Genomic DNA, 25,567 nt, shown 5'->3' on the forward strand with positions numbered 1-25,567 from the left:
TGACCAAGAACCAACTGGAAGAAACTGAATGACCGATCTACCCGCCAGCGATAATGGTGCGAGTGCAGAATATGGTGCCGATTCCATCAAGGTGCTCAAGGGCCTCGATGCGGTTCGCAAGCGCCCAGGCATGTATATCGGCGATACCGATGACGGGTCCGGTCTTCACCACATGGTCTACGAAGTCGTCGACAACGCCATCGACGAAGCGCTTGCCGGCCATGCCGATATCGTCACGGTCACCCTGAACGCGGATGGGTCTGTCAGTGTCACGGATAACGGCCGCGGCATTCCGACCGACATCCATAAGGAAGAAGGCGTGTCCGCTGCCGAGGTCATCATGACCCAACTCCATGCCGGCGGTAAGTTCGACCAGAACTCCTACAAGGTCTCCGGCGGTCTGCACGGCGTCGGCGTCTCGGTCGTCAACGCGCTGTCCGTCTGGCTGAAGCTGAAGATCCGGCGCAACGGCAAGGTCCATGAGATTGCCTTCACTCATGGCGTCGCCGATGCCCCGCTTCAGGTGATCGGCGATTACGAAGGCCGTTCGGGTACGGAAGTCACCTTCCTCGCCAGCCCCGAAACCTTCACCATGACGGAGTTCGACTACAACACGCTCGAACACCGCCTGCGCGAACTCGCCTTTTTGAATTCCGGCGTCAGAATCCGGCTCACGGATCGACGCAAACCGGATATCCGCGAGGAAGAGATGATTTATGACGGCGGCCTTGAAGCCTTCGTCGCTTATCTCGATCGCTCCAAGAAGCCGCTGGTCGAACGCCCGGTCGCCATCAAAGGCGAAAAGGACGGCATGACGGTCGAAGTCGCGATGTGGTGGAACGACAGCTACCACGAGAACGTGCTCTGCTTCACCAACAACATCCCGCAGCGCGACGGCGGCACGCACATGGCCGGCTTCCGCGGCGCCCTGACCCGCCAGATCACGTCCTATGCGGACAAATCAGGCATCATGAAAAAGGAAAAGGTCTCGCTGACGGGCGATGACTGCCGCGAAGGCCTGACCGCCGTTCTGTCGGTCAAGGTTCCGGATCCGAAATTCTCGTCGCAGACCAAGGACAAGCTCGTTTCATCGGAAGTGCGTCCGGTCGTGGAAAACCTCGTCAACGAGGCGCTTAGTGACTGGCTCGAGGAGCACCCGGCGGAAGCCAAGGTTCTCGTTGGCAAGGTGGTGGAAGCCGCCGTGGCCCGCGAAGCTGCCCGCAAGGCGCGTGAACTGACCCGCCGCAAGGGTGTGCTCGACATTGCTTCTCTGCCGGGCAAGCTCGCCGACTGCTCGGAGCGTGATCCGTCCAAGTCGGAAGTCTTCCTCGTCGAGGGTGACTCTGCAGGTGGTTCCGCCAAACAGGGCCGTTCGCGCGAGAACCAGGCGATCCTTCCGCTGCGCGGCAAGATCCTAAATGTCGAGCGCGCGCGTTTCGACAAGATGCTGTCCAGCCAGGAAATCGGCACGCTGATCACCGCGCTCGGCACGTCGATCGGCAAGGACGAATTCAACGCCGACAAGCTGCGCTACCACAAGATCATCATCATGACGGACGCTGACGTCGACGGCGCCCATATCCGTACGCTGCTGCTCACCTTCTTCTTCCGCCAGATGCCGGAACTGATCGAGCGCGGCCACATCTATATCGCCCAGCCGCCGCTTTATAAGGTGGCCCGCGGCAAGTCGGTTCAGTACCTGAAGAATGAAGCAGCGCTCGAAGAATACCTCATCACCATGGGTCTTGAGGAAGCGACGCTGACGCTCGGCTCCGGTGAGGTTCGTGCCGGTCAGGATATGCGCGAAGTGATTGCCGATGCCCAGCGCATCCGTTCGCTGATCGACGGCCTGCATTCCCGTTACGATCGGTCCATCGTCGAACAGGCGGCGATTGCCGGCGCGCTCCATCCCGATCTGACCGACAATCGCGAGCGTGCGCAGCAGACGGCCAACGAAGTGGCGAGCCGCCTCGACGTCATCGCCGAGGAAACCGAACGCGGCTGGACCGGCCATGTCACGGACGAAGGTGGCCTGCGCTTCGAGCGCATGGTGCGCGGCGTCCGCGAAGTCGCCTTCATCGACAACGCGCTGATCGGCTCCGCCGACGCCCGTCACATCGACCAGATGGCGACGCGCCTGCACGACATCTACGGCACGCCGCCGACGCTTGCCCGCAAGGAAGGCCAGCTGGAAATCCCGGGACCGCGCGCGCTTCTGGATGCGATTTTCGCCTCCGGCCGCAAGGGTCTCTCGATGCAGCGATACAAGGGTCTCGGCGAAATGAACGCCGAACAGCTCTGGGAAACGACGCTCGATCCGAACGTCCGTTCGCTTCTGCAGGTCAAGGTCAACGATGCGACCGATGCAGACGGTCTCTTCTCGCGCCTCATGGGCGACGAGGTCGAGCCGCGCCGCGAGTTCATCCAGGACAATGCGCTCAGCGTCGCAAACCTCGACATCTAGGTCGAAGCAGATCACGAAAAACAGACGGGGCCTATCGGGCCCCGTTTTGTTATTCAGCCTGAGGTGTTCTGCACAGGCTTTGGATTCACGTGAAACATTTTCTTAAGCTTTTTTCCGCTCACGGTTCGCCGGTGAACTTGCCCTCGAATGCGAAATCCGAGACCGGCTTGCGCTTGCTTGGCACTTCCCGCTCCTGAAGTTCTTCGGGCAGGGTGCTCTTGTCGGCCATGCGACCGATTGCGGCCGCTGCCTCGACGCGAAAACCGTCCGGCAGGTTCAGCACGCCGATGGCCTTTTCCTTGTCGAAACCTTCCATACCATGGGCGTGGTAGCCGAGCTTCATCGCCTGGCAGATCACCGAGAACCAGGCAGCGCCCGTGTCATAGGAATGCGTATAGGCCTCCCTGCGTTCGCCATTGCTGGAGACGCGATAGGTCTTTGAGACGATGATCATTAGAGCCGCGGCGTTCTGCGCCCATTTCTGGTTCCCGGGCACGAGAAGATCGAGGATGGCCGAGAAGGCGGGCGTGCCGCGCAGGCCATAGACGAAACGCCATGGCTGGTTGTTGCCGGAGGAGGGTGCCCAATGCGCTGCATCCAGGATCGTCAGCATCGTCTCCCGATCCATCGTCTCTTCGGTAAACGCCCGCGGTGACCAGCGATCGAGAAAGAAGGCATCGATCGGAAATTCAGACGTGCGGGTATTGCTGCTGGTCATGAGTGACTCCTTGTTTCTAGTCATGGAAATAAGGGAAGCTGAGTCGATTGCAATCGCCCGGCGGTCTTAAGCTTGCGTGACAAGCCACGGCACATCGGTCATAGATGATGACGGGAGAGGAACGCTTGATCGCCGGGCGCATTGAGGTTCGAAAAGGGGAGGAGGCACCGCGATGAAAAGCAGCGCATTCATGTTTTACCAACTGTATGAGTTGAACCACGCCGCTCTTGCGCCGTTTCGCGCCGGCGCGGAAGCGCTTCGCTTCGTTTCCACCAATCCGATGAACCCGCTGTCGCAGACGGTGCTGGGTCGGACGCTCACAGCCAGCCTCGAAGTCTTCGAGCGGGCGACGCGCCGTTATGCCAAGCCCGAATTCGGCATCGCAGAAACCACGGTTGAAGGAGAGAAGGTTGCCGTCACCGAAGAGGTGGTCTGGTCGAAGCCCTTCTGCAATCTTCTGCATTTCAAACGCGATCTTCCTCAGTCGCGGGCGGCCGACCAGAAGATACTGCTCGTCGCACCGATGTCCGGTCACTACGCGACACTGCTTCGCGGCACGGTGGAATCGCTTCTGCCCCATGCCGAGGTCTACATCACAGATTGGGTCGATGCGCGCATGGTCCCGGTCACCGAAGGCAATTTCGATCTGGATGACTATATCGACTACGTGATCGAGATGCTGCACGAGCTTGGAGCGGGCGCTCACGTCGTCGGCGTCTGCCAGCCGTCGGTGCCGGTTCTGGCCGCCGTCGCTGTCATGGAGGCGAGGCAGGACCCGATGCTTCCGGCCTCGATGATCCTGATGGGCGGCCCGATCGACACGCGCATCCATCCGACGGCCGTCAACAATCTTGCCAAGGAACATCCGCTCGAATGGTTCCGCGACAATGTCGTCATGACGGTGCCGTTCCCGCAGCCGGGTTTCATGCGCCCTGTCTATCCAGGCTTCCTGCAGCTCTCGGGCTTCATGTCGATGAACCTAGACCGCCACGTCATGGCGCATCGGGAATTCTTCGAGCATCTCGTCAAGAACGATGGGGAATCGGCCGAGAAGCACCGAGACTTCTACGACGAATATCTGGCCGTGATGGATCTGACCGAGGAGTTCTATCTCCAGACCGTCGACACCGTCTTCATCCGGCATTCCCTGCCGAAGGGCGAGATGAAGCACCGCGAAGTTCTGGTCGATACTAAGGCGATCCGCCATGTCGCGTTGATGACGGTGGAAGGGGAAAACGACGACATTTCCGGCGTCGGGCAGACCCAGGCAGCCCATACGATCTGCCCCAATATCCCCGACGAGATGCGACTTCACTACATGCAGCCGGACGTCGGCCATTACGGCGTCTTCAACGGCTCGCGCTTCAGACGAGAGATCGTGCCACGGATCGTCGAGTTTACCCGACTTCACGCCAAAGCTGTCGCGGCAGCTAAACCTGCGGCAGCATCGAAGAGAGCTGCCTCCAAGGGCGTCAAGAAGCCCAGGTAGATCGATTTTCCGGCGTTATTTCAGAGGCTTCTACAATTTAATCTTCGCTCTTCTTGAAGGGCGATATGCGGCTCACCAAATCGATTCCGTCGGGCTGGCATGCGGCCACCCGCTGCAACCTCAAGGGTGTGACCCATGAACCAGTCTGCATTGATCCGTCCGGAGTGGACGCCGGCCACCATTGCTCTCATGGTGCTCGGTTTCATAGTGTTCTGGCCGCTTGGCCTTGCCATGCTCGCCTATATCATATTCGGGGATCGGCTGCGCGGCTTCAAGCGCGACGCCAATGATCGCGCCGATAAGTGGTTTTCCGGCTGCCGCCGGGCCAGCCGCCGCTACAACACGCATTTCTCGACCGGCAACGTCGCTTTTGACGACTGGCGGAAAGCGGAGCTCGACCGCCTCGAAGAAGAGCGCCGCAGGCTCGACGAGATGCGCGAAGAGTTCGACAGCTATGCGCGCGAACTGCGCCGTGCCAAGGACCAGGAAGAGTTCGATCGTTTCATGCGTGAGCGCAAGAGCCGGCCGAATGGCGATCAGTCGGTCGTCGACCTGTAGCATCGCTGCACGGAATTGCCTTGATAGGGCCGGCGCTCAACAGGCGCCGGCTTTTTTGATGCGGGGATTCACGATGAATCGGCTAAGGAATATATATGTTCGCGCTTCTCAAAAAGCCTGTCCGTCGCACGTCGAGACCGCTCGAAACGGTGAAGCGCACCCTCAATGTCGGTGATCGCGCCATGCCGCTGACCATCAAGGAGAACAGCCGGGCGACGCGCATCACGCTCAGGATCGAGCCGGGCGGTCGTGCGCTTAACCTGACGGTCCCCATCGGGCTGAAAAAATACGAGATAGACGATTTCCTCGCGCGGCATGAAGGCTGGCTCAGTGCCAAGCTTTCGAAGTTCTCGACGGAAAACCCCATCAGGCCCGGCGGTGAGATCTCCATCCGCGGTGTCATTCACCATATAGAGCATACCGGATCGCTTCGCGGCATCACGGAAGCTATTGTCGTCGACGGCCGGCCTGTCCTGAAGGTGAGCGGCCTTGAGGGGCACATCGGCCGCCGGATCTCCACCTTCCTCAAGAAGGAAGCCCGTCGCGACCTGGAAACGCTTGCCCGCCGCCACGCCGCGTCGGTCCGCAAGCCCATCACCTCGGTATCCATGAAGGACACCCGAAGCAGATGGGGTTCATGCTCCTGGGATGGAAACCTGAGTTTCTCCTGGCGCATCGTCATGGCGCCGCCGCTTGTGATCGATTACCTTGCGGCGCATGAAGTGGCGCATCTGAAGGAAATGAACCACGGCCCGAAATTCTGGGCTCTCTGCAAGCAGCTCTGCCCGCGGATGGAAGAGGCTCGCCGCTGGCTGAAGCTGCATGGCTCGCAGCTTCACGCACTCGATTTCAGCTGATCAGGCGCGTTCGACCGGCTTTACTGCCAGTCGCTTGTGCGCATCGTCCAGTCCTGCTGGGAAAGGCCGGTCGGCGGGTCGGCCATCGCCATGCCGGCGCCCGGCCGCTTCTGCACCTGCGGACGCATGGTCGGAACCGGGATGTTCTCGTCGCTGGTAAGGCTGGCAGGAATGACATGCGCTTGGCTGACCGACGAATTCTGCGGCACCGAATAGGCGGTATCGAAGGCCTGCTCCATGCTGGCGCGAGTGATCGCGGCGGCGATGATCGGCGCGACGGATGGCTTGGAAGCATCCGCCAGCTGCGGGGAAGCGTCGCGCGCACCCTTGGCGGCGGCAACGGAAGCCGGCGTCGGGACCAGTGCGGATGCCGCTCCGGCTGTCGCCACGGTCTGCGTCTGATTGCTTGCGGGAGCCGTCGAAGGTGCGACGGAGGCGATGGCGCTCTGCGCGCTGCCGGGTGTCGCAAAAGCGAGGACGTAGGAATCCGACGACTGCGGTTCCGCCGTCTGCAACTCGCCATCACGGCCGCGCTTCTCGTAGAACACGTTGCCGCCGGCCGATGCCACGTAATGCATGTTCTTGTAGGGGAAGCTCAGTCCCTTGGTGTGGAAGAACATCGCGCTCTTCACATCGGGGTGACGGGCACCCTTGAGGACTGCGTCGGCGGCCTTGTTGAGGTCAGGCGCCGTATCCTCGTCCATCTTCCGGGTCATCACGCCCGGTGCGAACTGGTTCTTCTGGGTGACAACACCGCAGATGCTGGACGGATAGATGCCCGAAGTCAGTCGGTTCATCACCACGCTGCCGACCGCGATGAAACCCTTTTCGCTGGTCCGCTTGGATTCGAAATACATCGCGCGCTTAAGGCACTCGCGATCCTTCGTCGTATAGCTGTAGACCGTCTTGGACTGTCCCGAATCCGCAGTAGCCAGCTTCGTGGATTTCGCTTTCGCATCGACGGAAGCCGTCGTCTGCGTGCTTGTGCATGCGGAGAGCAATCCTCCTGCAGCTAGACAAAGTGCTGCACGAAAAGCAGCCCCCGTGATCGTCGCCATGGCACCCCGCCAAAAAATTTCAAAAATCGTCTGGGCGGGGAATAACCTACCTGACTTTGTCTGTATGATCAATTATCTTTCACAATTACGCAACCTACGGAAAATCCATTCCTTTTCCGATTTTGGGCGATAAAACATTTCATGAGTAAAGTCTCATATATCCGTTATTTACATACCGTGAAGCCGCCGCGATTCGCCTGATCAGCCGTTGTCACGCATGCCTTATTTGCGGCGCCATTTCAGCCGCTTATATAAAGAGCCTCGACTCACAAGGCATTTCGTGTCACTGCGCCGTCATGAAACCTGACGTCAAGATTTGCGGATTGAAGACTGCGGACGCGATCGATCGTGCGGTGGCCCGCGGCGCGACCCATATCGGCTTCATCTTCTTCGCAAAGAGCCCGCGCAATATCGATCCGGCCCTCGCCGGCGAGCTTGCCGATGCGGTTCGTGGAAAGGTCAAGATCGTCGCGGTCACCGTCGACGCGAATGACGAGGATCTCGACGACATCGTCTCGCTCCTGCAGCCCGATATCCTGCAATTGCATGGCCACGAGAGCCCGGAACGCATTCTGCACATAAAGGCGCTTTACGGTCTTCCGGTGATGAAGGTGTTTTCGGTACGCGAAGCGGCCGATCTCGACCGCGTCGATCCCTATATCGGCGTCGCCGATCGTTTCCTCTTCGATGCCAAGGCGCCTAAGGGTTCAGAGCTGCCGGGCGGTAACGGGGTTTCCTTCGACTGGAGCCTGATGGCCTCGCTTGACGGAAGCGTGGATTACATGCTTTCCGGAGGCCTGAACAAGGAGAATGTCGCTATCGCGCTTTCCTCGACGCGGGCAACGGGCGTAGATGTCTCGTCCGGTGTCGAAAGCGAGCCGGGCGTCAAGGACCTTGGCATGATCGATGCGTTCTTCGATGCCGTGAAATCGGCCGCAAAACGCGAAGGAGTTTGAAAGTGAACGAGACGCCAAAACCCAATTCGTTCCGGTCCGGCCCCGATGAGGATGGCCGTTTCGGCATTTTCGGCGGTCGTTTCGTCGCGGAAACCCTGATGCCGCTGATCCTCGATCTGCAGGGCGAGTGGGAAAAGGCCAAGGACGATCCGGTCTTCCAGAAGGAACTGGCCGATCTCGGCACCCATTATATCGGCCGCCCGAGCCCGCTCTATTTCGCCGAGCGCCTGACCGAGCATCTCGGCGGCGCAAAAATCTATTTCAAGCGTGAAGAGCTGAACCACACCGGTTCGCACAAGATCAACAACTGCATCGGCCAGATCCTGCTCGCCAAGCGCATGGGCAAGACCCGCATCATTGCCGAGACCGGCGCCGGCCAGCATGGCGTGGCCTCGGCCACGGTCGCCGCACGCTTCGGTTTCCCCTGCGTCGTCTATATGGGCGCGACCGATGTCGAGCGTCAGGCACCGAACGTTTTCCGCATGAAGCTGCTGGGCGCCGAAGTGATCCCGGTCACCGCCGGTCACGGCACGCTCAAGGATGCGATGAACGAAGCGCTTCGCGACTGGGTCACCAATGTCGACGACACCTATTACCTGATCGGCACGGCCGCCGGCCCGCATCCCTATCCGGAAATGGTCCGTGACTTCCAGGCCGTCATCGGCAAGGAAGCCCGCGAGCAGATCCTCGAAGCCGAAGGCAAGTTGCCGGACGTCGTCATTGCCGCTGTCGGCGGCGGCTCCAACGCCATCGGCATCTTCCATCCCTTCCTCGATGACGAGGGCGTCCAGATTGTCGGCGTCGAAGCCGGTGGCCGCGGCCTCGACGGCGTCGAGCACTGCGCCTCGATCACGGCCGGTTCGCCGGGCGTGCTGCACGGCAACCGCACCTATCTCCTGCAGGACAATGACGGCCAGATCCTCGAAGGCCATTCGATTTCCGCCGGCCTCGACTATCCGGGCATCGGTCCCGAACATTCCTGGCTGAACGATATCGGCCGTGCCGAATACGTGCCGATCATGGACCACGAGGCGCTCGATGCCTTCCAGCTCCTGACGAAGCTCGAAGGCATCATTCCGGCACTCGAGCCGAGCCATGCCATCGCCGAGGTGATCAAGCGTGCGCCGAAGATGGGCAAGGACCAGATCATCCTGATGAACCTGTCCGGCCGTGGCGACAAGGATATCTTCACCGTCGGCAAGATTCTCGGAATGGGGCTGTAAGACATGACTGCGCGTATGGATGCACGTTTCGCCAAGGTGAAGGCCGAGGGCCGTCCGGTTCTGGTTACCTATTTCATGGGCGGCGATCCGGATTTCGACACTTCGCTCGGCATTATGAAGGCTCTGCCGGAATCCGGAGCCGACATAATCGAACTCGGCATGCCTTTCTCCGATCCGATGGCCGACGGCCCGACGATCCAGCTGGCCGGCCAGCGCGCGCTGAAAGGCGGCCAGACGCTGGCAAAGACGCTGGAAATGGCACGGAAATTCCGCGAAACGGATGCCGACACGCCGATCGTCATGATGGGCTATTACAACCCGATCTATATCTACGGCGTCGACAAGTTTCTCGACGATGCGATCGCTTCGGGCATCGATGGCCTGATCGTCGTCGACCTGCCGCCGGAAATGGATGACGAACTCTGCATCCCGGCGCTTGAAAAGGGCATCAACTTCATCCGCCTGGCGACGCCGACCACCGATGACAAACGCCTGCCGGCTGTCCTGAAGAACACGTCCGGCTTCGTCTACTACGTATCGATGAACGGCATCACCGGCGCCGCTTTGCCGGATCCCGCGCGGATTTCCGGCGCGGTATCACGCATCAAGGGGCATACCGATCTTCCCGTCTGCGTCGGCTTCGGCGTCAAGACGGCCGACCATGCCAAGGCAATCGGCGCGGCAGCGGACGGTGTCGTCGTCGGCACCGCGATCGTCGCCCAGATCGCCGGAAGTCTCACCAAGGATGGCGCAGCCGGCCCGGATACGATTGCGTCCGTTGCGACGCTCGTGAAGGGTCTTGCCACCGGCGTGCGTGCCGCGCGCCTTGTTGCCGCCGAATAAAGAGCCCAGATAGGGCCTGAACGCTTAAACTCGGAGTAAGCCAAAGTGAACTGGATCACCAACTACGTCCGGCCGCGCATCAACTCCATGCTCGGCCGTCCCGACAGGGACGTTCCTGAAAATCTCTGGATCAAGTGCCCCGAAACCGGGGAAATGGTCTTCCACAAGGACCTGGAAGAGAACAAGTGGGTCATTCCCGCTTCCGGCTTCCACATGAAGATGCCGGCCAAGGCGCGTCTGAAGGATCTGTTCGACGGCGGCGAGTTTGAATCGCTGCCGCAGCCGAAGGTCGCCCAGGACCCGCTGAAATTCCGCGATTCCAAGAAATATGCCGACCGTCTGAAGGATAGCCGCCTGAAGACCGAGCAGGAGGACACGATCCTCGCCGGTCTCGGCAAGGTTCAGGGCGTCAAGCTCGTCGCCGTCGTGCACGAGTTCAACTTCATCGGTGGTTCGCTCGGCATGGCTGCCGGCGAGGCGATCGTGAAGGCCTGCGAACGTGCGTTGAAGGAAAAGTGCCCGCTGATCATCTTCCCGGCTTCCGGTGGCGCCCGCATGCAGGAAGGCATCCTGTCCCTGATGCAGCTGCCGCGCACCACGGTTGCCGTCGACATGCTCAAGGAAGCCGGCCTTCCCTACATCGTCGTCCTCACCAACCCGACCACCGGTGGCGTCACCGCCTCCTACGCGATGCTGGGCGATGTCCACATTGCCGAGCCGGGCGCCGAAATCGGCTTCGCCGGCAAGCGCGTCATCGAGCAGACCCTGCGCGAAAAGCTGCCGGAAGGTTTCCAGACTGCGGAATACCTGCTGGAGCACGGCATGGTCGACATGGTGGTAAAGCGCCATGACCTGCCGTCGACGCTCGCCCGCATCCTGAAGATCCTGACGAAGCAGTCGGTTCAGGAAGCGCTTCCGGCACCAGCACCGGTACCGGTTGCCGCCACCGCCTGATCGACGAACTGCCAGGATCGGAGCTACGGGATGAACACGAAGAACCAGCCCGTCGCAAGCGAGGCCGAACAGGAGATCGAGAAGTTGATGACCCTTCATCCGAAGGGCTTCGACCTCTCGCTCGATCGCATTTCGCGCCTGCTCGAAACACTCGGCAATCCGCATCTCAAACTGCCGCCGGTCATCCATGTGGCCGGCACCAACGGCAAGGGCTCCTGCACCGCCTTCTGCCGCGCGCTTCTGGAAGCGGGCGGCCACGCGGTTCATGTCCACACATCCCCGCATCTCGTCCAGTGGCATGAGCGCTTTCGCATCGGTGTGAAGGGCGGGCGCGGCAAGCTCGTGGATGACGCGCTTCTGGCGGAGGCGCTCCGCCGCGTTGCTGGCGCCAATGGCGGCCAGATGATCACCGTCTTCGAAATCCTGACCGCCGCCACATTCCTCCTCTTCGCCGAACAGCCCGCAGATGCCGTGATCCTGGAGGTAGGGCTGGGCGGGCGTTTCGACGCGACCAATGTCATTACGAAACCGGCCGTCTCCGTTATCATGCCGATCGCGCTCGACCATCAGGCCTATCTCGGCGACAAGGTGGAACTGATCGCGGCCGAAAAGGCCGGCATCATGAAGCGCGGCTGTCCGGTCGTCATCGGCCAGCAGGAATTCGACGCGGCTAGGGACGTGCTTGTCTCGACCGCCGAACGGCTCGGCTGCCCGCATGTCGTCTACGGCCAGGATTTTTCCGCCCATGAGGAATTTGCCCGTCTCGTTTACCAGGACGAGGAAGGCCTGCATGATCTGCCGCTGCCGCGGCTTCCCGGCCGCCATCAATATGCCAATGCCGCAGCCGCAATCCGCGCCGTCAAGGCCGCCGGTTTTGCCGTCACCGACCAGATGATGGAACGTGCGATGGCGACGGTGGAATGGCCGGCACGCCTGCAGCGGCTCACCGAAGGCAATCTCGTCGACATTGCGCCTGCCGGTGCCGAAATCTGGCTCGACGGCGGCCACAATCCGGCCGGCGGAGAAGTGATAGCCGAGGCCATGGCTGCCTTTGAGGAACGCCAGCCGCGGCCGCTCTATCTCATCACCGGCATGATCAACACCAAGGACCCCGTGGGCTATTTCCGCGCCTTTACGGATCTTGCCGAACACGTCTTCACTGTCCGCATCCGCGACAGTGAGGCCGGTCTCGATCCGGTCGTCCTAGCCAACGCCGCCTATGACGCCGGCCTGGTGGCGGAACCGTCGGCCTCGACAGAGGACGCATTGAAGGAAATCGCGGCCCGCCAGGTCCCCGGCGGCCCACCGCCGCGCATCCTCATTGGTGGTTCCCTCTATTTCGCCGGCAACGTGCTGTCCGACAACGGCACCCCGCCGACGTGATTGCTCGGCGGAACACGCACGTCGGATAAGTTCGTTTGGCGTCGAATGCCCCCTCACCAACAAAATCTGAGACTTGGCTTTCAGCTGAAATCTTGATTTTGTAACCTCTCCCTCCAAGGGAGAGGTAGGCCGCCGAGAGCGCGGCACCTGTATCTCTCCCTTGGTGGGGGAGAAAGCGATTTCAACATCTTAGCGTCAGCTAAGTGTTAGAAATTCCAAGTGAGGGGGTCGCCGCCACCGGGGACGGTCCGGCACTCAATTTCAACAAAATCAATCCCTTACAACAAATTTCATCCCCACCCTAAAAACCTCCGCCTACAATCCCCTCGTCCCGTCGCGGATACACCGGAAGGCGTTCCGGCGAGGCGGGGCCGGCATCGGTGGTGAAGGGACGACGTGAACCGTCATCATCGGGGTCCGTTGAGAAAATGGTTGCCCTCCGACGACCGGGAGGCGCGGGATGAAAGTCGGACCGACATCCCGCATCACCTCCCTGATGGAGCGTCGGGCGTGCCTGTGAGGTACAAAGGGTGGCGGGACGGCGCCATGGGGCGTTCGCGGATGTCTTCGGACATTCGGAAACCATGGCGCAGGTGGATGACGTGGCCCAAGGTCGTCATGGCCCGGGTCGGGTTCCGTAAAAGGGCGTGCATGACACTCGATAATGAGACACGCCCCCGTGCCCACCGTCCCGTCCACCGCAGAGCAACCGGAGTTCACGGATAGAAACTGCCGAACGGGGCGCTGAGAGGTGTCACTTTAAACTAACTTTACGAGGCAGCTTTCAGCGCCCCGGCCGACTTGAAAATGCCAGAGATCGCCAAGGGCGCACTCCGTCCTCTGATCAGAGACCCGCAGGCAAAGTTAAACACCGGGCAAACAAAAACCCGGCTGATCGCTCAACCGGGCTTTTGGATTCACGTGAAACAATCAATCAGGCGGCGCTGGAGATCCAGGCCGACAGCGCGGTCTTCGGTGCTGCACCGACCTTGATGTCGGCCACTTCGCCGCCCTTGAACATGGCGAGCGTCGGGATCGAGCGGACGCCGAACTGGGCGGCCAGTTCCGGATTCTCGTCGATGTTGAGCTTGGCGACCTTCACCTTGCCGGCGAGTTCCGTGGCGATTTCCTCGAGGCTCGGAGCGATCATCTTGCAGGGGCCGCACCATTCGGCCCAGAAATCCACGACGACCGGCTCGGCGGAGTTCAGCACTTCGGCCTGGAAATTATTGTTGTCGACTTTCACGGTAGCCATGAGGCTCTCCTTCACGATTCGTGTTGTTGCAAATGTGAGATCGTTGCTCGCGCTTTTCAAGCACCCGTCATGTCACTTTGTCTGGAGCTCTGCAAGCGAACGCGCCATCAGTTCGGGGGATAGCGAAACCACGTTTGCCGTCTCGGTATAGGCAAGCACGCAGTCGATCCGCTTGCCCGGATAAAGCGGTGCCAGGATCTGCCGGTAGATGGCAAGCTGCGCCCGATGCTGCAGCGGAACATCCTCAGCGGCAGCCGGCGGCATGCGGTTGGTCTTGTAGTCGAGGATGATGACGCGGTCCTCCGTTTCGACCAGCCGGTCGATGCGGCCGGAAATCGCATAGTCCCGGCCCTCCAGCGTCAGCGTTCCCATGATCGACACTTCCGACTGGCTGCGGGCGGAAAACACCGGCGCCAGATCCCCATGCGACAAGACCGAGATGACGCTCGCGACCAGCTTCTCCCGCTCCGCATGCGGCCAGAAGCGTGCGGCGCGCTCGGCATAACGGCGGGCCGCAGCCTGACGCTCCGGTTCGGCAAACTCCGTCAGCATCTGCAGCATGCGGTGGACCAGCTTGCCCTTCTGCAGCGCCAGGCTGCCGGAAGCCTTGTTCCCGAACAGCGGCGAGGTGACGATCAGGTCGTCGGCATCGTCGTCGACCATCGTCCCGGCACCGGAGGGGCTCAAGGGCCGCGGCAGCACCTTTTGAGGCGGCAGGGGGCGGGAGAGGGCCGGCGGCAGAGAGGCAGACAGCGGAGCCTTCCCGTTGGGGCTGGCCACTGCGTGAGCCGCCCTCGGCACCGGCTTGCCGGCGGCCTGCGGCAGTCGCCAGGAAAGCCCGTTCCACTCGCCGTCCGGACCATGGAACGTCGCCGGCCTGCAATGAGCCTCGTCGGCTGAAAGCGCCCGCCCGATCATCGCCTGCCAGCTTTCGGGATTGTCGCGGGCACCACGATAACCGCAGATCACCAGCCGGTCGGCGGCCCGCGTCATGCCGACATAGAGCAGCCTGCGATATTCTTCTTCCGCCCCCGTCTTCAGCCGTGCATCGTCGGCTGTCGTCAGCGCATTGGACAGGGCCTTGCCCGGAACCCACACCGGAACATTCTCCGCCCCCACCTGCAGCAGCCGGAATTTCGGCACATGCGAGGAAATGAAGGCTTTCGAATTGCTGTCGACGAGAAACACGACCGGCGCTTCCAGACCCTTGGAGGCATGCACGGTCATGATCCGCACCTCGTTGCGTCCGCCATCCTGCTCGCGCTTCACCTCCGGGCTCTCGATCTCCAGCGTCGAGACGAAGGCCTGCAGGCCGGGCAGGCCGGAGGTCTCGTGATCGAGCGCGAAGGTGAGGAATTCGTCGAGGATATCGCCCGCCTCGCTGCCGAGCCTTCCGAGAAACTTTCGTCGCCCACCATGCTGGCCGAGAATGCGGGCAAAGAGATCATGCGGGCTGAGCAGCCGCGACAGGGCCAGAAGATGCTCCAGCCGGTCGGCGGCGTCGCGGAACCGCAGCGGCTGGTCGTCAGAAAGCCGTTTCAGCTGGCTCCAGGCGCTCTCATTGTCGCCCCGCAGCGCCGCCACCTCGAACATATCCTCTTCCGAGAGATCGAAAAGCGGGCTCTTCAAAAGCGCCGCCAGCGACAGGTCGTCCTGCGGCAACAGCAGGAAACGCCCAAGCGCCAGCAAATCCTGCACGGCGATATGGCTGGTCAGCCTCAACCGGTCGGCACCGGCGACGGGAATGTTGTCGCGGCGCTTCAAGGCTCTGGTCAGCGCGTTGACGAAGGCATCGCGCTTGCGCACCAGAACCAGAATGTCGCCCGGCTCGATGAACCGTTCCTCAGGTCCATTAGGCCCTTTCTCGATCACCGTCTCCCGCCCGATCATCTCACCGATCAGGTTGGCGATGCGCGACGCGAGGATCGCCGAAGGCGCCTTGTCCGGCGTCGCATCGAAGGGGGCGGTCCAATCCTCTTCCTGCACCGCGACATCCGGCGCGACGACATCCCAGAGATCGACTTCGCCGGCATGGCCCATGCGGTTGGAACGGTGCTGGACCGGATCGCCGGTGGCCGACAGGCCCCGGGCATTGTCTTCCAGCGCAAACACCTGGTCGACCGCGGACAGCACGTCGGCCGTGGAGCGGAAGGAGAGGGGCAGGCGGATGGCGTGGAATGGCTGTCCGCTCCCGGCCACCTGTCGCTGCGTCGCCAGCCGCTCTTCGGCAAATCGCTCCGGCCGCGCACCCTGGAAGGAATAGATCGACTGTTTCTCGTCACCGACTGCAAACATCGTGCGGCGCGTCTCCCGAGCACTGGCACCGGAATAGAAATCCTCGGCCAGCGATTTGATCACCGTCCACTGGATCGGGCTCGTATCCTGCGCCTCGTCGACGAGAATGTGGTCGATACCCTGGTCAAGCTTGTAATGCACCCAGGCCCCGACGCCGTCGCGGGTGAGAAGGTCTGCGGTGCGGGCGATCAGATCCTCGAAGTCGAGCAGGCTGCGCTTTTTCTTCAGGTCCTCGTAATCGTCGTTCAGCCGCGCCGCCAGCGTCAGCGCCGCCTTGGTGGCGGCAAACATGCGGATCAGCCGCAACCGGTCGCGAGAGGTCGCAACATGCTCTCGGGCAGCATCGACTGCGCCCGCCAATTCCGGCGCCGGCTTCAGCATCGCCTTGGCGACGAGCGAGGAATCCGCCTTCGGCTTGCCGGTGCCGGTCATGAAGATCTGGTCGAGCAGCTCGGCGCGCTTGAAGACATCGGTCTCCTTCATCGCCAACCGCAGTCCATAGGCGACCTCGGTCACCTTGGCGCCACCGGCTTGGTCGGCAAGCGACAGATAGAGATCAAGCGTGATGCCGGCGAGCCCGGGCAGCGGCCAATAGCTGGCTGCAATGCTCTCTTCGGTATGGGCCGAATCGAGCCCCAGCGCCTTCTTCAGCGCCGGGCCGATGCCGCCATTGCGTTCAGCCTGCGCCGTGAACCGGCGGATCGCCGTGCGGTTGGCGATGATGTCGGACAGCAGCGCTTCGAGACCGAACTCGTCACCGAGATCCAGCACATGCGCAAAAGCCTCGGCGAGATCAGGATCGTCCTCGGCCGAGGTCGCGGTCAGCAGCGAACGGCGCGCTTCGGCGAGCAAGGCGGAGGCGGCGCGATCGTCGAGCACGGAAAAATGTCCGGCGACATTGGCTTCCAGCGGAAATTGGTGCAGCAGCGCCTCGCAAAAGGCATGGATCGTCTGGATCTTCAGTCCGCCCGGCGTTTCCAGCGCCTTGGCGAACAGGCGGCGCGCCTCGGCAAGCTTGAAGGAATCCGGCTCAGCACCCTCGATGCCGGCAATTCTCTTGGACAGCTCCTCGTCGGACAACACCGTCCATTCGGCCAGTCGCTGGAAGACGCGGTTCGACATTTCCGACGCCGCAGCCTTGGTATAGGTAAGGCAGAGAATGGCCGACGGGCGACAACCGGCCAGCAGCAGCCGGATCACCCGCTGGGTCAGCACATGGGTCTTGCCGGAGCCGGCATTGGCCGACACCCAGGCCGAGCTTGCCGGATCGGACGCGCGCGATTGCTGCACCGTCGTCCAGTCGATCCATGTGATCGGGTCGTCGCCCTCGGGCAGGTCGAGATGGTCACTCATCGGCTTCCGCCTCCCCATCGTCATCGGCCGTCGACCATTCGGCGACGCGGGCAAGGTGGTCGTATTCGCCGCCGAAATCGCCCTGGGCGAAAGGCACCAGCCTTGAGGCGAACCCCGCTTCCCCCTTGCGCAGCGTCAGCACGAAACGGGTGAGCTGTTCCAGCGCTTCCTCGGCGAGATCGATCGCCGATTTGGAATCCGGCTTGCCACCCGCCTCGTTGTTGACACGCTCTGATTTGAACCGGTCGCCGGGGCGCAGCCGCACATAGAGAAGATCGTCCGGCTTGCCGCTGATCTCCTTGAACCCGCCATGGATCAACGCCGCCGCTTCCAGCGACAATTGCGGATCGAGCAGAGTGCGTGCCTGTTTTGTAGAGGGCGATAGGCCGGTCTTGTAGTCGACGATATCGATCCGGCCGTTACCCTTGAGATCGATCCGGTCGGCAATGCCGGTCACGCGGATGCCGGCACCGACCACCTCCCAGCCACCCCGCACTTCGGTGAACGTAGACCGGAGATCATGGGCGCGATCCGCCTCCCAGTCGAGAAAGGCGCGGGAGACCTCGACGAAGCGCGGCCGCCAGACCCGGTCGATATGCGGCGGCAATTGTTCCGCGTCGAAAAGCTCTTCCGTGATCTGCCGCATGGTTTCACGGGACGCCGGCGTGCCCGGCTTGAAGCCCTGTTTGATACTCTCTCTCGTGTAGCGGTCGATGATCGCGTGATAGAGCGTGCCCCGCTCTGAAGCGCCGGGATCCTGATTGAACGGATCGAGCGGATCGAGCTTGAGCACCCGTCGGGCATAGACGGAGTAGGGGTCGCGGCGCAGGCGCCCGACCTCGCTGAAGGAATAGCGTGTCGGCTGCAGCTCGGCCGGCGGTTTCGGGGCAGGGCGCTTGGCCGGTTGCTGGTTGTCGCCCTCATCGATCTTCGCCGCCCAATGGCGAAAATTCTCGCCGCGCGCCTTCAGCTCCTCGGCAAAGGCCTTGCCGCCCAGCGCCAGCAGGCGTTGCAGCCAGCGGGAAGCGACCGTCGGCGTCGAGCCCTGCCGCATCGAACGGGTGAGGATGAGATTGCGCGTGCCGCACGCCATCTGGAAATCATGTGCCAGCTGCCCGATCCGCCGTTCCGGCGGTTCCAGCCCCATATCGGTCTTCATCGTGCGGGAAAGAAACGGATTGTTGACCGTCTGGCCCGGCCACGAGCCTTCGTTCAGCCCGCCGAGGATCATCGTATCGACCGTCTGCAGCCGCGCTTCCAGCGTGCCGAAGATGAAGACGCGCGGGTTGGCGAGCGAGCGCGGCTTCACCGCGCCGCCGGTGGTCAGCGCCATGACGATGTCGATCCATTGCGGACCGTCCGCCTCCATCTGGCCCTCGGTCTCGATCACCTCCGCCAGAAGATCGGCCAGCTGTTCGCCGGCCTCGCCGGACCAGAGGGCTGCCAGATCCCCGCGCTCATCGATGCACAGCGCCTCAAGAGCACGGCCGGTTCGTGCTGCCCAGTCCGAAAGCTGCAGGCGGGATGTCAGGCCGCGTCCGTCCAGACGGCGGCGCAGGAAGGCGCCGACCAGGGGTTCGACCGCGGCGGTGATCTTCCCGGCGATAGCGCGCGCCTGCTCGACTGCGCCTTCCGGCAGCGAGGCACGCCAATGCGGCATGTGCGGATCGTCCAGGATTGCCGCAAGCTGCGTCTCCAGAAGCGGTTGGAGCGTGGAAATATCCATTTCGCCGACACCGCCGCGCAGGGCCAGCACTTCCAGCGCATCGACCGCCGCTCGCAGATCCGCAGCCGGCAGGCCGAGGCGCACCAGCGGATGCTTGATCAGCCCGACGATCGCCACCGGATCGCCCGGTCGAAGCGTCGCCTCGAGCAGAAGCTGGGCGAGCGTCCCCTGCGGCGTGCCGGAAAGCGCCGAACCGGCCGAATCGTCAGCCAGGATTCCGAAACGCGCAAGCTCGGCCGTCACGCGCCGGCCGAGCGCGCGGTCCGGAGTGATCAGCGCGGCCACCGCCTCGCCACCATTGCGGCCTGGCTTTTCCAGCGCCAGGCGCAAGGCGATGGCGATTGCCACCGCTTCCTCGCGCTCGTTGCCGGCCTCGATCAGGGTGACGTCCTGGAAAGCATCGATGAGAGCCTGCGGATCGGCCTCGTTGCGCCAGCGGCTCCAGTGGTCGGTCGCCTTGGCCGGCACCAGAGCCTGCGAGATCGCCTCGGCGCGAAACGCCAGGTCAGGCCCGATTTCGCCCAGCGTTTCCACATCCCGGCGTGTGGCGCCGATCTTCTTCAACAGCCGGGAAAGTCCGAATTGCGGATGGCTGCGGCTCGCCGGCTCCGGCCGACCGTCTGCCAGATCCTCGCCGACCATCGCCCATTGGTCTTCCGGCATGGTCATGTCGAGCCCGGGCAAGACGACGGTGCCGTTCGGAAGGCGCGAGATCGCGGCGATCAGCTCGGCCGCTGCCGGCACCGAGCCGGTCGAGCCGGCGACGATCACCGGTCCTTTGTGCTCTCTTTCGCCGATGCGCTGCGCTTCGCCGCGCAGAATGGCGGCGCGATGTTTTGCCGGCGAAGAGCGCTTCAGCTCCTCCAGCCGTGCCGGCCAGAAGGCGCTGGCGATCGACAGGAATTCGGCGGTCAGCTGCCACCACAGCGCATGCTCGCCGGTCTGCAGGTTTTTCAGGTCGCTCCAGTCCCGCTCCTCGGTCTCGATCGCATCGATCAACTCAGCAAGCGCCCGGGCAAGCCAGATCGCATCTGCCGGGCTCGCCGGTGCGACGAGCGGCGATTCCGAATGCAGGTCGAGCACGATCTTCGGCAACTGGTTGCGCCAGGCGAGGATCAGTCGGCCGAGTTCGAGCAGCCGTGCCGTGCCGCCGATCGGTAGCGCAAGGTCCATCTCTTCCGGTGCCACGAGATCGAAGAAGCCGCTGTCGTCGTCGGTTTCACCGAGCGGCCGGACGACCGGCAGGATGGCGGCGCGGCCACCGAGCAGGTCGACAAATTCGGAGCGCAGCACACGGGCGGAACGCCGCGTCGGGACGTAGATCGTCACATCGGCCAGCGAAAGCGGATCGTTGGGGTCATACTGGAACGTCTCGTTCAGCCGGCCGTCACACAGCGCCGTGGCCAGCGTCTTCAGGAAAGGCGCTGCGGGCGGGATGGTGAACAGGCGGCTCGACCGGTCAGCCGGCATGGGTCAGGCCTTTTCGGTGTGGCGGGCGATCACCGCCTCGGCTGCGGGAAGTGCATCGGGCGTACCGACCGTGATCCACTCGCCGTCCATCACCAGCCCGTAGAGCCGGCCTTTTTCGATCGCCTTGTCGAAATAGATATTGAGGTTGAAGGCGTCATCGGGTGCGTCGAGGAGCAGCGAGGACTGCATCACGATCGCGCCGGCATAGACGACGGGATTGTCGCCATCGACATAGCGTGACAGCCGTCCATTGGAATCGAGCTGAAAATCCTTCTTGCCGTTATGCCCGGTGGTGTGCTCCAGCTGCACGCAGAGCAGCGCCATGTCCATTGCCGCGGGATCGAAGAATCCGGCTAAGCGCTGAAGGTTGGTGGATTTTCCCGGCGTCTCGCCGATCCAGAAGAGATCGGCATTCATGACGAAGACGATGCCGGCAGAAAGCAGGGAAAGGCCCTTTTTCAGGCCGCCGCCGGAATTCATCAGCTGATCTCGCTCGTCGGACACGACGATGTCGAGGCGGGGGTAGGCGGCAAGATGAGCCTCCATCCGGTCGGCGAAATGATGAACGTTGACCACGGCGCGGGTTACGCCGGCATCGGCCAGCGCGTCGAGGCCGTAATCAATCATCGGCTTGCCGGCGACGGGCACCAGCGGCTTCGGCATCGTGTCAGTAATGGGCCTGAGACGGGTACCAAGCCCCGCGGCAAGCACCATCGCCTGGGTGATGGGGGCTTTCGTCGTCATGTCAGGCCTAATTTATGATTCGGGGAGTTCTATTCCAGCCCGCCGGCACCAATCGCGCAAGGGGGCGAGCGTTTCATGGGCAAGTGCCGTGGACAGATGCCTCAAAGTGCGGGGCATGTGCTTCATATATTGCGGCTTGCCGTCGCGCTCTTTCAGCCGGACCCACAGGCCGGCCAGCTTGCAATTGCGCTGCGCCGCCATGATCGCCCAGGCTTTCAGGAAGCCGGCTTCGTTGAAGTTCCCCTGGGCATGGCGAAGCGCCAGATAGTCGATCATCATCCGGTCGGCCAGCGGCTTCGGGATGTCGATGCGGGCATCCTGTACCAGTGAGGCGACGTCGTAGGCTGTCGGCCCGATCATTGCATCCTGGAAATCGATCAGGCCGACGCGGCGGACACCGATCTCTTCCGGCTGCCAGATGATGTTCGGCGAGTGCATGTCGCGCAGCAGAAGGTTCTTCTCGGCATCGCCGAGCTGGCCGATCAGCTCGTCCCAGATCGCCAGATAGTCCTGCCGCTCCGCATCGCACGGCTGCTCGCCGCGCTTCCAGGGCAGGTACCAGTCGAGGATCAGCCGTGCTTCCATCTTCATCGCGACCGGATCGAAATCCGGGATGTGGTGCACATGGCCGTCCGCCATGGCGAGATCCTGCCGGGCGGGATGGGCGTGCAGGGCGGCAAGGCAGGCGACGCTTTCCCGGTAGCGATCCTCGATCGGCTGTCCGTCTTCGGAGAGCACGCCATCACTGCCGAGATTTTCGATCAGCAGGATGCCTTGCTCGTAATCAACCGCCAGCACTTCCGGCGCCACGAGCCCGATCTCGCGCAAATAGTCGGAGATCGCCACGAAAGGATAGGCGTCCTCGGCGATATGGGCGACCTTCGGATAGGGTTTTCCGTCCAGAACCGGCGGTCCATCCGGCCGTTTCGGCCAGTCCATCAGGATAATCGTTTCGCCGGCTTCCGTGCTGATGCTCTCATAGGCCCGCATTGAGGCATCGCCCGTCAGAAAGCGGCGACGGGCATTGGAGTGGCCCTGGCTCGCCAGAAATTCACGGATGGCGATGACGCGGCGGATGCGGGCAAGTGCACCGTCTGGCCCCGCGATCGTCGCCTTGCGGCCTTGGCCGTCATGCTCCAGCGTCAGACGGATTCGATCGGCCGGCAGCAGGTTTTCAGCCATTTCCGGCCATTCAACCAGGCAGATGCCGGAGGAAAGCGCCTCGTCGAAGCCTAACTCGTCCAGCTCGGACGCGTCGCCCAGCCGGTAGAGATCGAAATGCGCAACAGGAATGCGGAGGTCATAGGATTGAACCAGCGTGAAGGTCGGGCTCGGGACTTCCAGCTCGTCATCGTCTGCAACTGCCCGCAGAAAGGCGCGGGCCAATGTCGATTTTCCGGCGCCGAGATCGCCGGACAGCGCCAGGCAATCGCCGGGCTTCAAAGCAAGCGCCAGATCCTCGCCGAGGAGTATCGTGTCGCGCTCGCCCGAAAGCGTCAGCGTGACGGCGGCGCCATTGCTCATTCGGCCGCGACCGAATGGGCCGGCGAACGGGCCGGGATGCGGCAGGTGACGGTTGTGCCTTCTCCCGCGCGGCTGTCGATGCTGACATCGCCGTTATGCAGGTGGACGAAGCTCTCGACGATGGAGAGGCCGAGGCCCGCGCCGCTGCGCTTGCCGTCCTTGGCCTGCGCCTTGAACCGGTCGAAGACGGTGCGCAGCATGTCGGGCGGTATGCCCGGGCCGCGGTCGCGCACGGAGAAGAAGACGTTACCCGGATCGCGCCAGCAGTTCAGCGTGATGGTCGAGTTTTCCGGCGCGAAATTCGTCGCATTGGTCAGGAGCTTGAGCAGGATCTGCTTCAGCCGCTGCTGGTCGGCAGTGATCGTGCCCATGCCGGTCGGCGCAACGATCTCCAGCGTCATGTTGTTTTCCTGCAGCCGATCGGCGACCTGCATCGCGACGTCGTCCAGCAGGTCCTCGATCGCCAGTTCCGAATAGTTCAGCTCCATGATCCCGGCATCGAGGGTGGCCAGATCCAGGATGTCGTTGACGATGGTCAAGAGAACCGAGGAGGACGTCGAGATATGGTCGATATACTCGGCCTGACGCTCGCTGAGCGGTCCGACGCCCGGTGTCTTCAGGAGGTCGGTGAAGCCGATTATGTTGGTCAGCGGAGAGCGCAGCTCGTAGGAGACGTGCTGGACGAAGTCGTTCTTCAGCTCGTCGGCCTTGCGCAGCGCCTCGTTCTTTTCCTTCAGCGCCTTTTCCGCCCTGGCACTCGCCGTCATGTCGACGAAGGTCAGCATGGTCTGGGCATTCGGCAGCGGTGTGACGGCGTAGTCGAGGATCAGGCCCGAATAGAGTTCGAACGTGCCGTCCAGCGATTGCCGTTCGTCATCGAAATTGGTGAGCGCCTGGGCGAACCGGCGCCAGCCGTCCGGTTCTTCGTAGGAGGCTGCACAGGCGGCCTCGATCGTCTTGATATGCGTGCCGGGCTGCGCCTGTTCGGCCGTGATGCCCCAGAGCGCGCGGAAGGCGGGGTTGGAGAGGCGGATGCGTCCGTCCGGACCGAACACCGCGACACCTTCGGTCAGGTGATCGATGGTTTCACCCTGAACCTGGACCAGCGTGTTGTAACGGGCCTCGAGGTCTACCTGCTCGGTGAGATTCTCGAACACCCAGGTCGCGCCGCCTTGGGGGTGAGCCGTGGCGATGACGCGTAGCGTCTGCCCGTTCGGCAGGTGCCAGGTATCGGTCTTGGTGTCGAGCGACTGGTAGACGGCAAGCGCCATGTCCTTCCAGTTGCGCCAGTTCAGGGGCTCGGGCAGCTTGCCGTTGGTGCGAAGCCTGTCCAGAAGCTCACTATTGTCGGGCTTCGATTCAAGGAAGGGCAGGTCCAGGCCCCAAAGCTGTATGAAAGCCTGGTTGTAGAACTGCAGCCGCCGCTGGCTGTCGAAGATCGCGACCGGCGTCGCGAGATGGTCGAGCGTCTCGGCATGGCTCTTCAGCGTGCGCTTCAGTTCCTCGCGCACCGTCTCGGCCTCGGATACATCGATCGCCATGCCGGCCGACCCATCGGTCGACACCACGTCGGTGACGTCGAGTACCGCCCGGTTGCCATGGACCACTGTCGAAAGGCGGTCGTGGAACGGAGAAAGCGTAGTTGCCGTCGCCTTGATCATTTCCCGGCTGATCGTGCCGAGCAGCTCGCGCCCTTCGGTCACGGCTTGGGCGGGGCTCGTCGCATCGACGGCGTCGCCATAGGCGTGGTTGACCCAGGCGAGCTTGCCTTGGGTGTCCCGACGCCAGACCGGCTGTTCGATCGTGTCGAGCAGTGACTGGAAAACGGAAATCGAGTTGGTCAGGCGCTCGCGCTCGATCTTGAGCTCGGCGAGTTCCGCCCGAAGATTGTTCAGCGCCAGGAAGCGGACGAAGGCCTTGCCGCCGGAGACGCGGCCCTGGACTTCCAGCACCTCGTCGCGATTGGTCTCGACGACCATGTCGAAGCTGCGGGCCTGGCTGCGAAGCAGGTCGATCGCCTTGTCCAGTTCCGCGGCTGAATTGCTGCGCAGCCAGCGGCCGAAGGCGAGAAAGTCGCGATCCGCCTGCGGTGCGCCGGTTTCAACGGGCAGCTGTCCGAGAAGTTCGGCCTTGGAAGGACCTTCCCAGACAACGATGCGACGGTTCTTGTCGGCGATCAGCGCTTCGTATTTGGAAATCCGCTGCTGCGCGTCGGAAAGCGCGCTGCGCATTTCTTCCGTCTCGGCTTCCATATTGCCGCGCTGGCGAACCAGCCACAGGGCGGAGAGAAGGGCGGCGCCAAGCGCGCCCAGCACGAGCGAGGAAACGACGACTTCGGCGGAGGTGAACAGACGGCTTACGCCGGCCTCCTGCGCGAAGGCAGCCGTCGGAAACGCGATCAGCGCGGTCCCCGAAAGAAGCGAACGGCCAAATCGGGCGAGCCGCATAAGGCTCATGCCGCCGCGTTTGCCTGTTGCAAAGCAGGGTCGGGAGCCAGAGCGCATGCCTGGGCCAGAATCTGGATCGGTCCGCTTAAGCAGACTCGTTTTTTTTACCGCCATAACGGGTCTGTCTCCGTCCAATTGCCGCTCATCGACAAGACATACCACTTCGACCTTGCCCCAAGCCGATGGCTCGGCGGAGTTCGAATCAAGTCCGAAAACAATACTTGCTCAGGCAAAGACCGGGAAGGGACGG

Annotated in this window: 17 protein-coding genes; 9 read left to right on the top strand and 8 right to left on the bottom strand. The window is 62.5% G+C overall.

Annotated features, from left to right (window positions below; translation table 11 throughout):
• Positions 1–28 precede the first annotated feature (28 nt).
• Positions 29–2,464, top strand: coding sequence for a DNA topoisomerase (ATP-hydrolyzing) subunit B (gene gyrB, locus BM216_RS24510; RefSeq protein WP_093001846.1), 2,436 nt, complete (start codon positions 29–31; stop codon positions 2,462–2,464).
• A gap of 118 nt (positions 2,465–2,582) precedes the next feature.
• On the opposite strand, the gene BM216_RS24515 is transcribed toward gyrB, so the two are convergent.
• Positions 2,583–3,182: a nitroreductase family protein gene (locus BM216_RS24515; protein WP_093001847.1), complete on the bottom strand. Its 600-nt coding sequence runs from the start codon at positions 3,180–3,182 to the stop codon at positions 2,583–2,585.
• Positions 3,183–3,372: 190 nt separating this feature from the next.
• Between BM216_RS24515 and phaZ the strand changes: the two genes are divergently transcribed.
• The 3 genes from phaZ to BM216_RS24530 all read left to right on the top strand — a co-directional run bounded on the left by phaZ (position 3,373) and on the right by BM216_RS24530 (position 6,086).
• Complete coding sequence (phaZ, locus tag BM216_RS24520) at positions 3,373–4,671, top strand: polyhydroxyalkanoate depolymerase (RefSeq protein WP_093001897.1); 1,299 nt, start codon at positions 3,373–3,375, stop codon at positions 4,669–4,671.
• Between the two features lie 135 nt (positions 4,672–4,806).
• Positions 4,807–5,229, top strand: a complete 423-nt coding sequence (locus BM216_RS24525) for a DUF2852 domain-containing protein (RefSeq protein WP_093001848.1) — start codon at positions 4,807–4,809, stop codon at positions 5,227–5,229.
• Positions 5,230–5,324: 95 nt separating this feature from the next.
• Positions 5,325–6,086: a M48 family metallopeptidase gene (locus BM216_RS24530; RefSeq protein ID WP_093001849.1), complete on the top strand. Its 762-nt coding sequence runs from the start codon at positions 5,325–5,327 to the stop codon at positions 6,084–6,086.
• 20 nt (positions 6,087–6,106) lie between these two features.
• Here BM216_RS24530 and BM216_RS35205 read toward each other — a convergent pair whose 3' ends face one another.
• Positions 6,107–7,144, bottom strand: coding sequence for a cell wall hydrolase (locus BM216_RS35205; protein WP_093001850.1), 1,038 nt, complete (start codon positions 7,142–7,144; stop codon positions 6,107–6,109).
• A 296-nt stretch (positions 7,145–7,440) separates the two neighbouring features.
• On the opposite strand from BM216_RS35205, the gene BM216_RS24540 reads away from it, so the two are divergent.
• The 5 genes from BM216_RS24540 to BM216_RS24560 are packed head-to-tail and all read left to right on the top strand — an operon-like array spanning position 7,441 to position 12,503.
• On the top strand, positions 7,441–8,100 hold the full coding sequence (locus BM216_RS24540) for a phosphoribosylanthranilate isomerase (RefSeq protein WP_093001851.1): 660 nt from the start codon (positions 7,441–7,443) through the stop codon (positions 8,098–8,100).
• Positions 8,101–8,102: 2 nt separating this feature from the next.
• Positions 8,103–9,323, top strand: coding sequence for a tryptophan synthase subunit beta (gene trpB / locus BM216_RS24545; protein ID WP_093001852.1), 1,221 nt, complete (start codon positions 8,103–8,105; stop codon positions 9,321–9,323).
• 3 nt (positions 9,324–9,326) lie between these two features.
• Positions 9,327–10,166 (top strand): tryptophan synthase subunit alpha, encoded by an 840-nt coding sequence (gene trpA, locus BM216_RS24550; RefSeq protein WP_093001853.1) that lies wholly within the window; start codon positions 9,327–9,329, stop codon positions 10,164–10,166.
• A 45-nt stretch (positions 10,167–10,211) separates the two neighbouring features.
• Entirely contained in the window at positions 10,212–11,120 is a 909-nt protein-coding gene (gene accD / locus BM216_RS24555; RefSeq protein ID WP_093001854.1) for an acetyl-CoA carboxylase, carboxyltransferase subunit beta, read from the top strand.
• A 30-nt stretch (positions 11,121–11,150) separates the two neighbouring features.
• Positions 11,151–12,503 (top strand): bifunctional folylpolyglutamate synthase/dihydrofolate synthase, encoded by a 1,353-nt coding sequence (locus BM216_RS24560; RefSeq protein WP_244530304.1) that lies wholly within the window; start codon positions 11,151–11,153, stop codon positions 12,501–12,503.
• Between the two features lie 934 nt (positions 12,504–13,437).
• On the opposite strand, the gene trxA is transcribed toward BM216_RS24560, so the two are convergent.
• The 6 genes from trxA to BM216_RS24590 all read right to left on the bottom strand — a co-directional run bounded on the left by trxA (position 13,438) and on the right by BM216_RS24590 (position 25,326).
• On the bottom strand, positions 13,438–13,758 hold the full coding sequence (gene trxA, locus BM216_RS24565; RefSeq protein ID WP_093001855.1) for a thioredoxin: 321 nt from the start codon (positions 13,756–13,758) through the stop codon (positions 13,438–13,440).
• Between the two features lie 72 nt (positions 13,759–13,830).
• Positions 13,831–17,406 (bottom strand): double-strand break repair helicase AddA, encoded by a 3,576-nt coding sequence (addA, locus tag BM216_RS24570; RefSeq protein WP_093001856.1) that lies wholly within the window; start codon positions 17,404–17,406, stop codon positions 13,831–13,833.
• Entirely contained in the window at positions 17,399–20,602 is a 3,204-nt protein-coding gene (addB, locus tag BM216_RS24575) for a double-strand break repair protein AddB (RefSeq protein ID WP_093001857.1), read from the bottom strand. Before addB ends, addA begins: the two co-directional genes overlap by 8 nt.
• Positions 20,603–20,605: 3 nt before the next feature.
• A complete protein-coding gene (locus BM216_RS24580; RefSeq protein ID WP_093001858.1) occupies positions 20,606–21,346 on the bottom strand; it encodes a nucleotidyltransferase family protein in 741 nt (246 codons plus the stop codon).
• Between the two features lie 12 nt (positions 21,347–21,358).
• Complete coding sequence (gene tsaE / locus BM216_RS24585) at positions 21,359–22,870, bottom strand: tRNA (adenosine(37)-N6)-threonylcarbamoyltransferase complex ATPase subunit type 1 TsaE (RefSeq protein ID WP_093001859.1); 1,512 nt, start codon at positions 22,868–22,870, stop codon at positions 21,359–21,361.
• Entirely contained in the window at positions 22,867–25,326 is a 2,460-nt protein-coding gene (locus BM216_RS24590) for a sensor histidine kinase (RefSeq protein ID WP_244530305.1), read from the bottom strand. The genes tsaE and BM216_RS24590 overlap by 4 nt, the downstream gene beginning before the upstream one ends.
• Positions 25,327–25,567 lie beyond the last annotated feature (241 nt).

This window comes from Rhizobium sp. NFR07, from assembly GCF_900111905.1.
Taxonomy (GTDB): domain Bacteria; phylum Pseudomonadota; class Alphaproteobacteria; order Rhizobiales; family Rhizobiaceae; genus Neorhizobium.

Bases quoted from the DNA above. Each gene is read 5' to 3' on its own strand.
- gyrB (WP_093001846.1), top strand. From the start codon at position 29: ATGACCGATCTACCCGCCAGCGATAATGGTGCGAGTGCAGAATATGGT.
- BM216_RS24515 (WP_093001847.1), bottom strand. From the start codon at position 3,182: ATGACCAGCAGCAATACCCGCACGTCTGAATTTCCGATCGATGCCTTC.
- phaZ (WP_093001897.1), top strand. From the start codon at position 3,373: ATGTTTTACCAACTGTATGAGTTGAACCACGCCGCTCTTGCGCCGTTT.
- BM216_RS24525 (WP_093001848.1), top strand. From the start codon at position 4,807: ATGAACCAGTCTGCATTGATCCGTCCGGAGTGGACGCCGGCCACCATT.
- BM216_RS24530 (WP_093001849.1), top strand. From the start codon at position 5,325: ATGTTCGCGCTTCTCAAAAAGCCTGTCCGTCGCACGTCGAGACCGCTC.
- BM216_RS35205 (WP_093001850.1), bottom strand. From the start codon at position 7,144: ATGGCGACGATCACGGGGGCTGCTTTTCGTGCAGCACTTTGTCTAGCT.
- BM216_RS24540 (WP_093001851.1), top strand. From the start codon at position 7,441: ATGAAACCTGACGTCAAGATTTGCGGATTGAAGACTGCGGACGCGATC.
- trpA (WP_093001853.1), top strand. From the start codon at position 9,327: ATGACTGCGCGTATGGATGCACGTTTCGCCAAGGTGAAGGCCGAGGGC.
- BM216_RS24560 (WP_244530304.1), top strand. From the start codon at position 11,151: ATGAACACGAAGAACCAGCCCGTCGCAAGCGAGGCCGAACAGGAGATC.
- trxA (WP_093001855.1), bottom strand. From the start codon at position 13,758: ATGGCTACCGTGAAAGTCGACAACAATAATTTCCAGGCCGAAGTGCTG.
- addA (WP_093001856.1), bottom strand. From the start codon at position 17,406: ATGAGTGACCATCTCGACCTGCCCGAGGGCGACGACCCGATCACATGG.
- addB (WP_093001857.1), bottom strand. From the start codon at position 20,602: ATGCCGGCTGACCGGTCGAGCCGCCTGTTCACCATCCCGCCCGCAGCG.
- BM216_RS24580 (WP_093001858.1), bottom strand. From the start codon at position 21,346: ATGACGACGAAAGCCCCCATCACCCAGGCGATGGTGCTTGCCGCGGGG.
- tsaE (WP_093001859.1), bottom strand. From the start codon at position 22,870: ATGAGCAATGGCGCCGCCGTCACGCTGACGCTTTCGGGCGAGCGCGAC.
- BM216_RS24590 (WP_244530305.1), bottom strand. From the start codon at position 25,326: ATGAGCCTTATGCGGCTCGCCCGATTTGGCCGTTCGCTTCTTTCGGGG.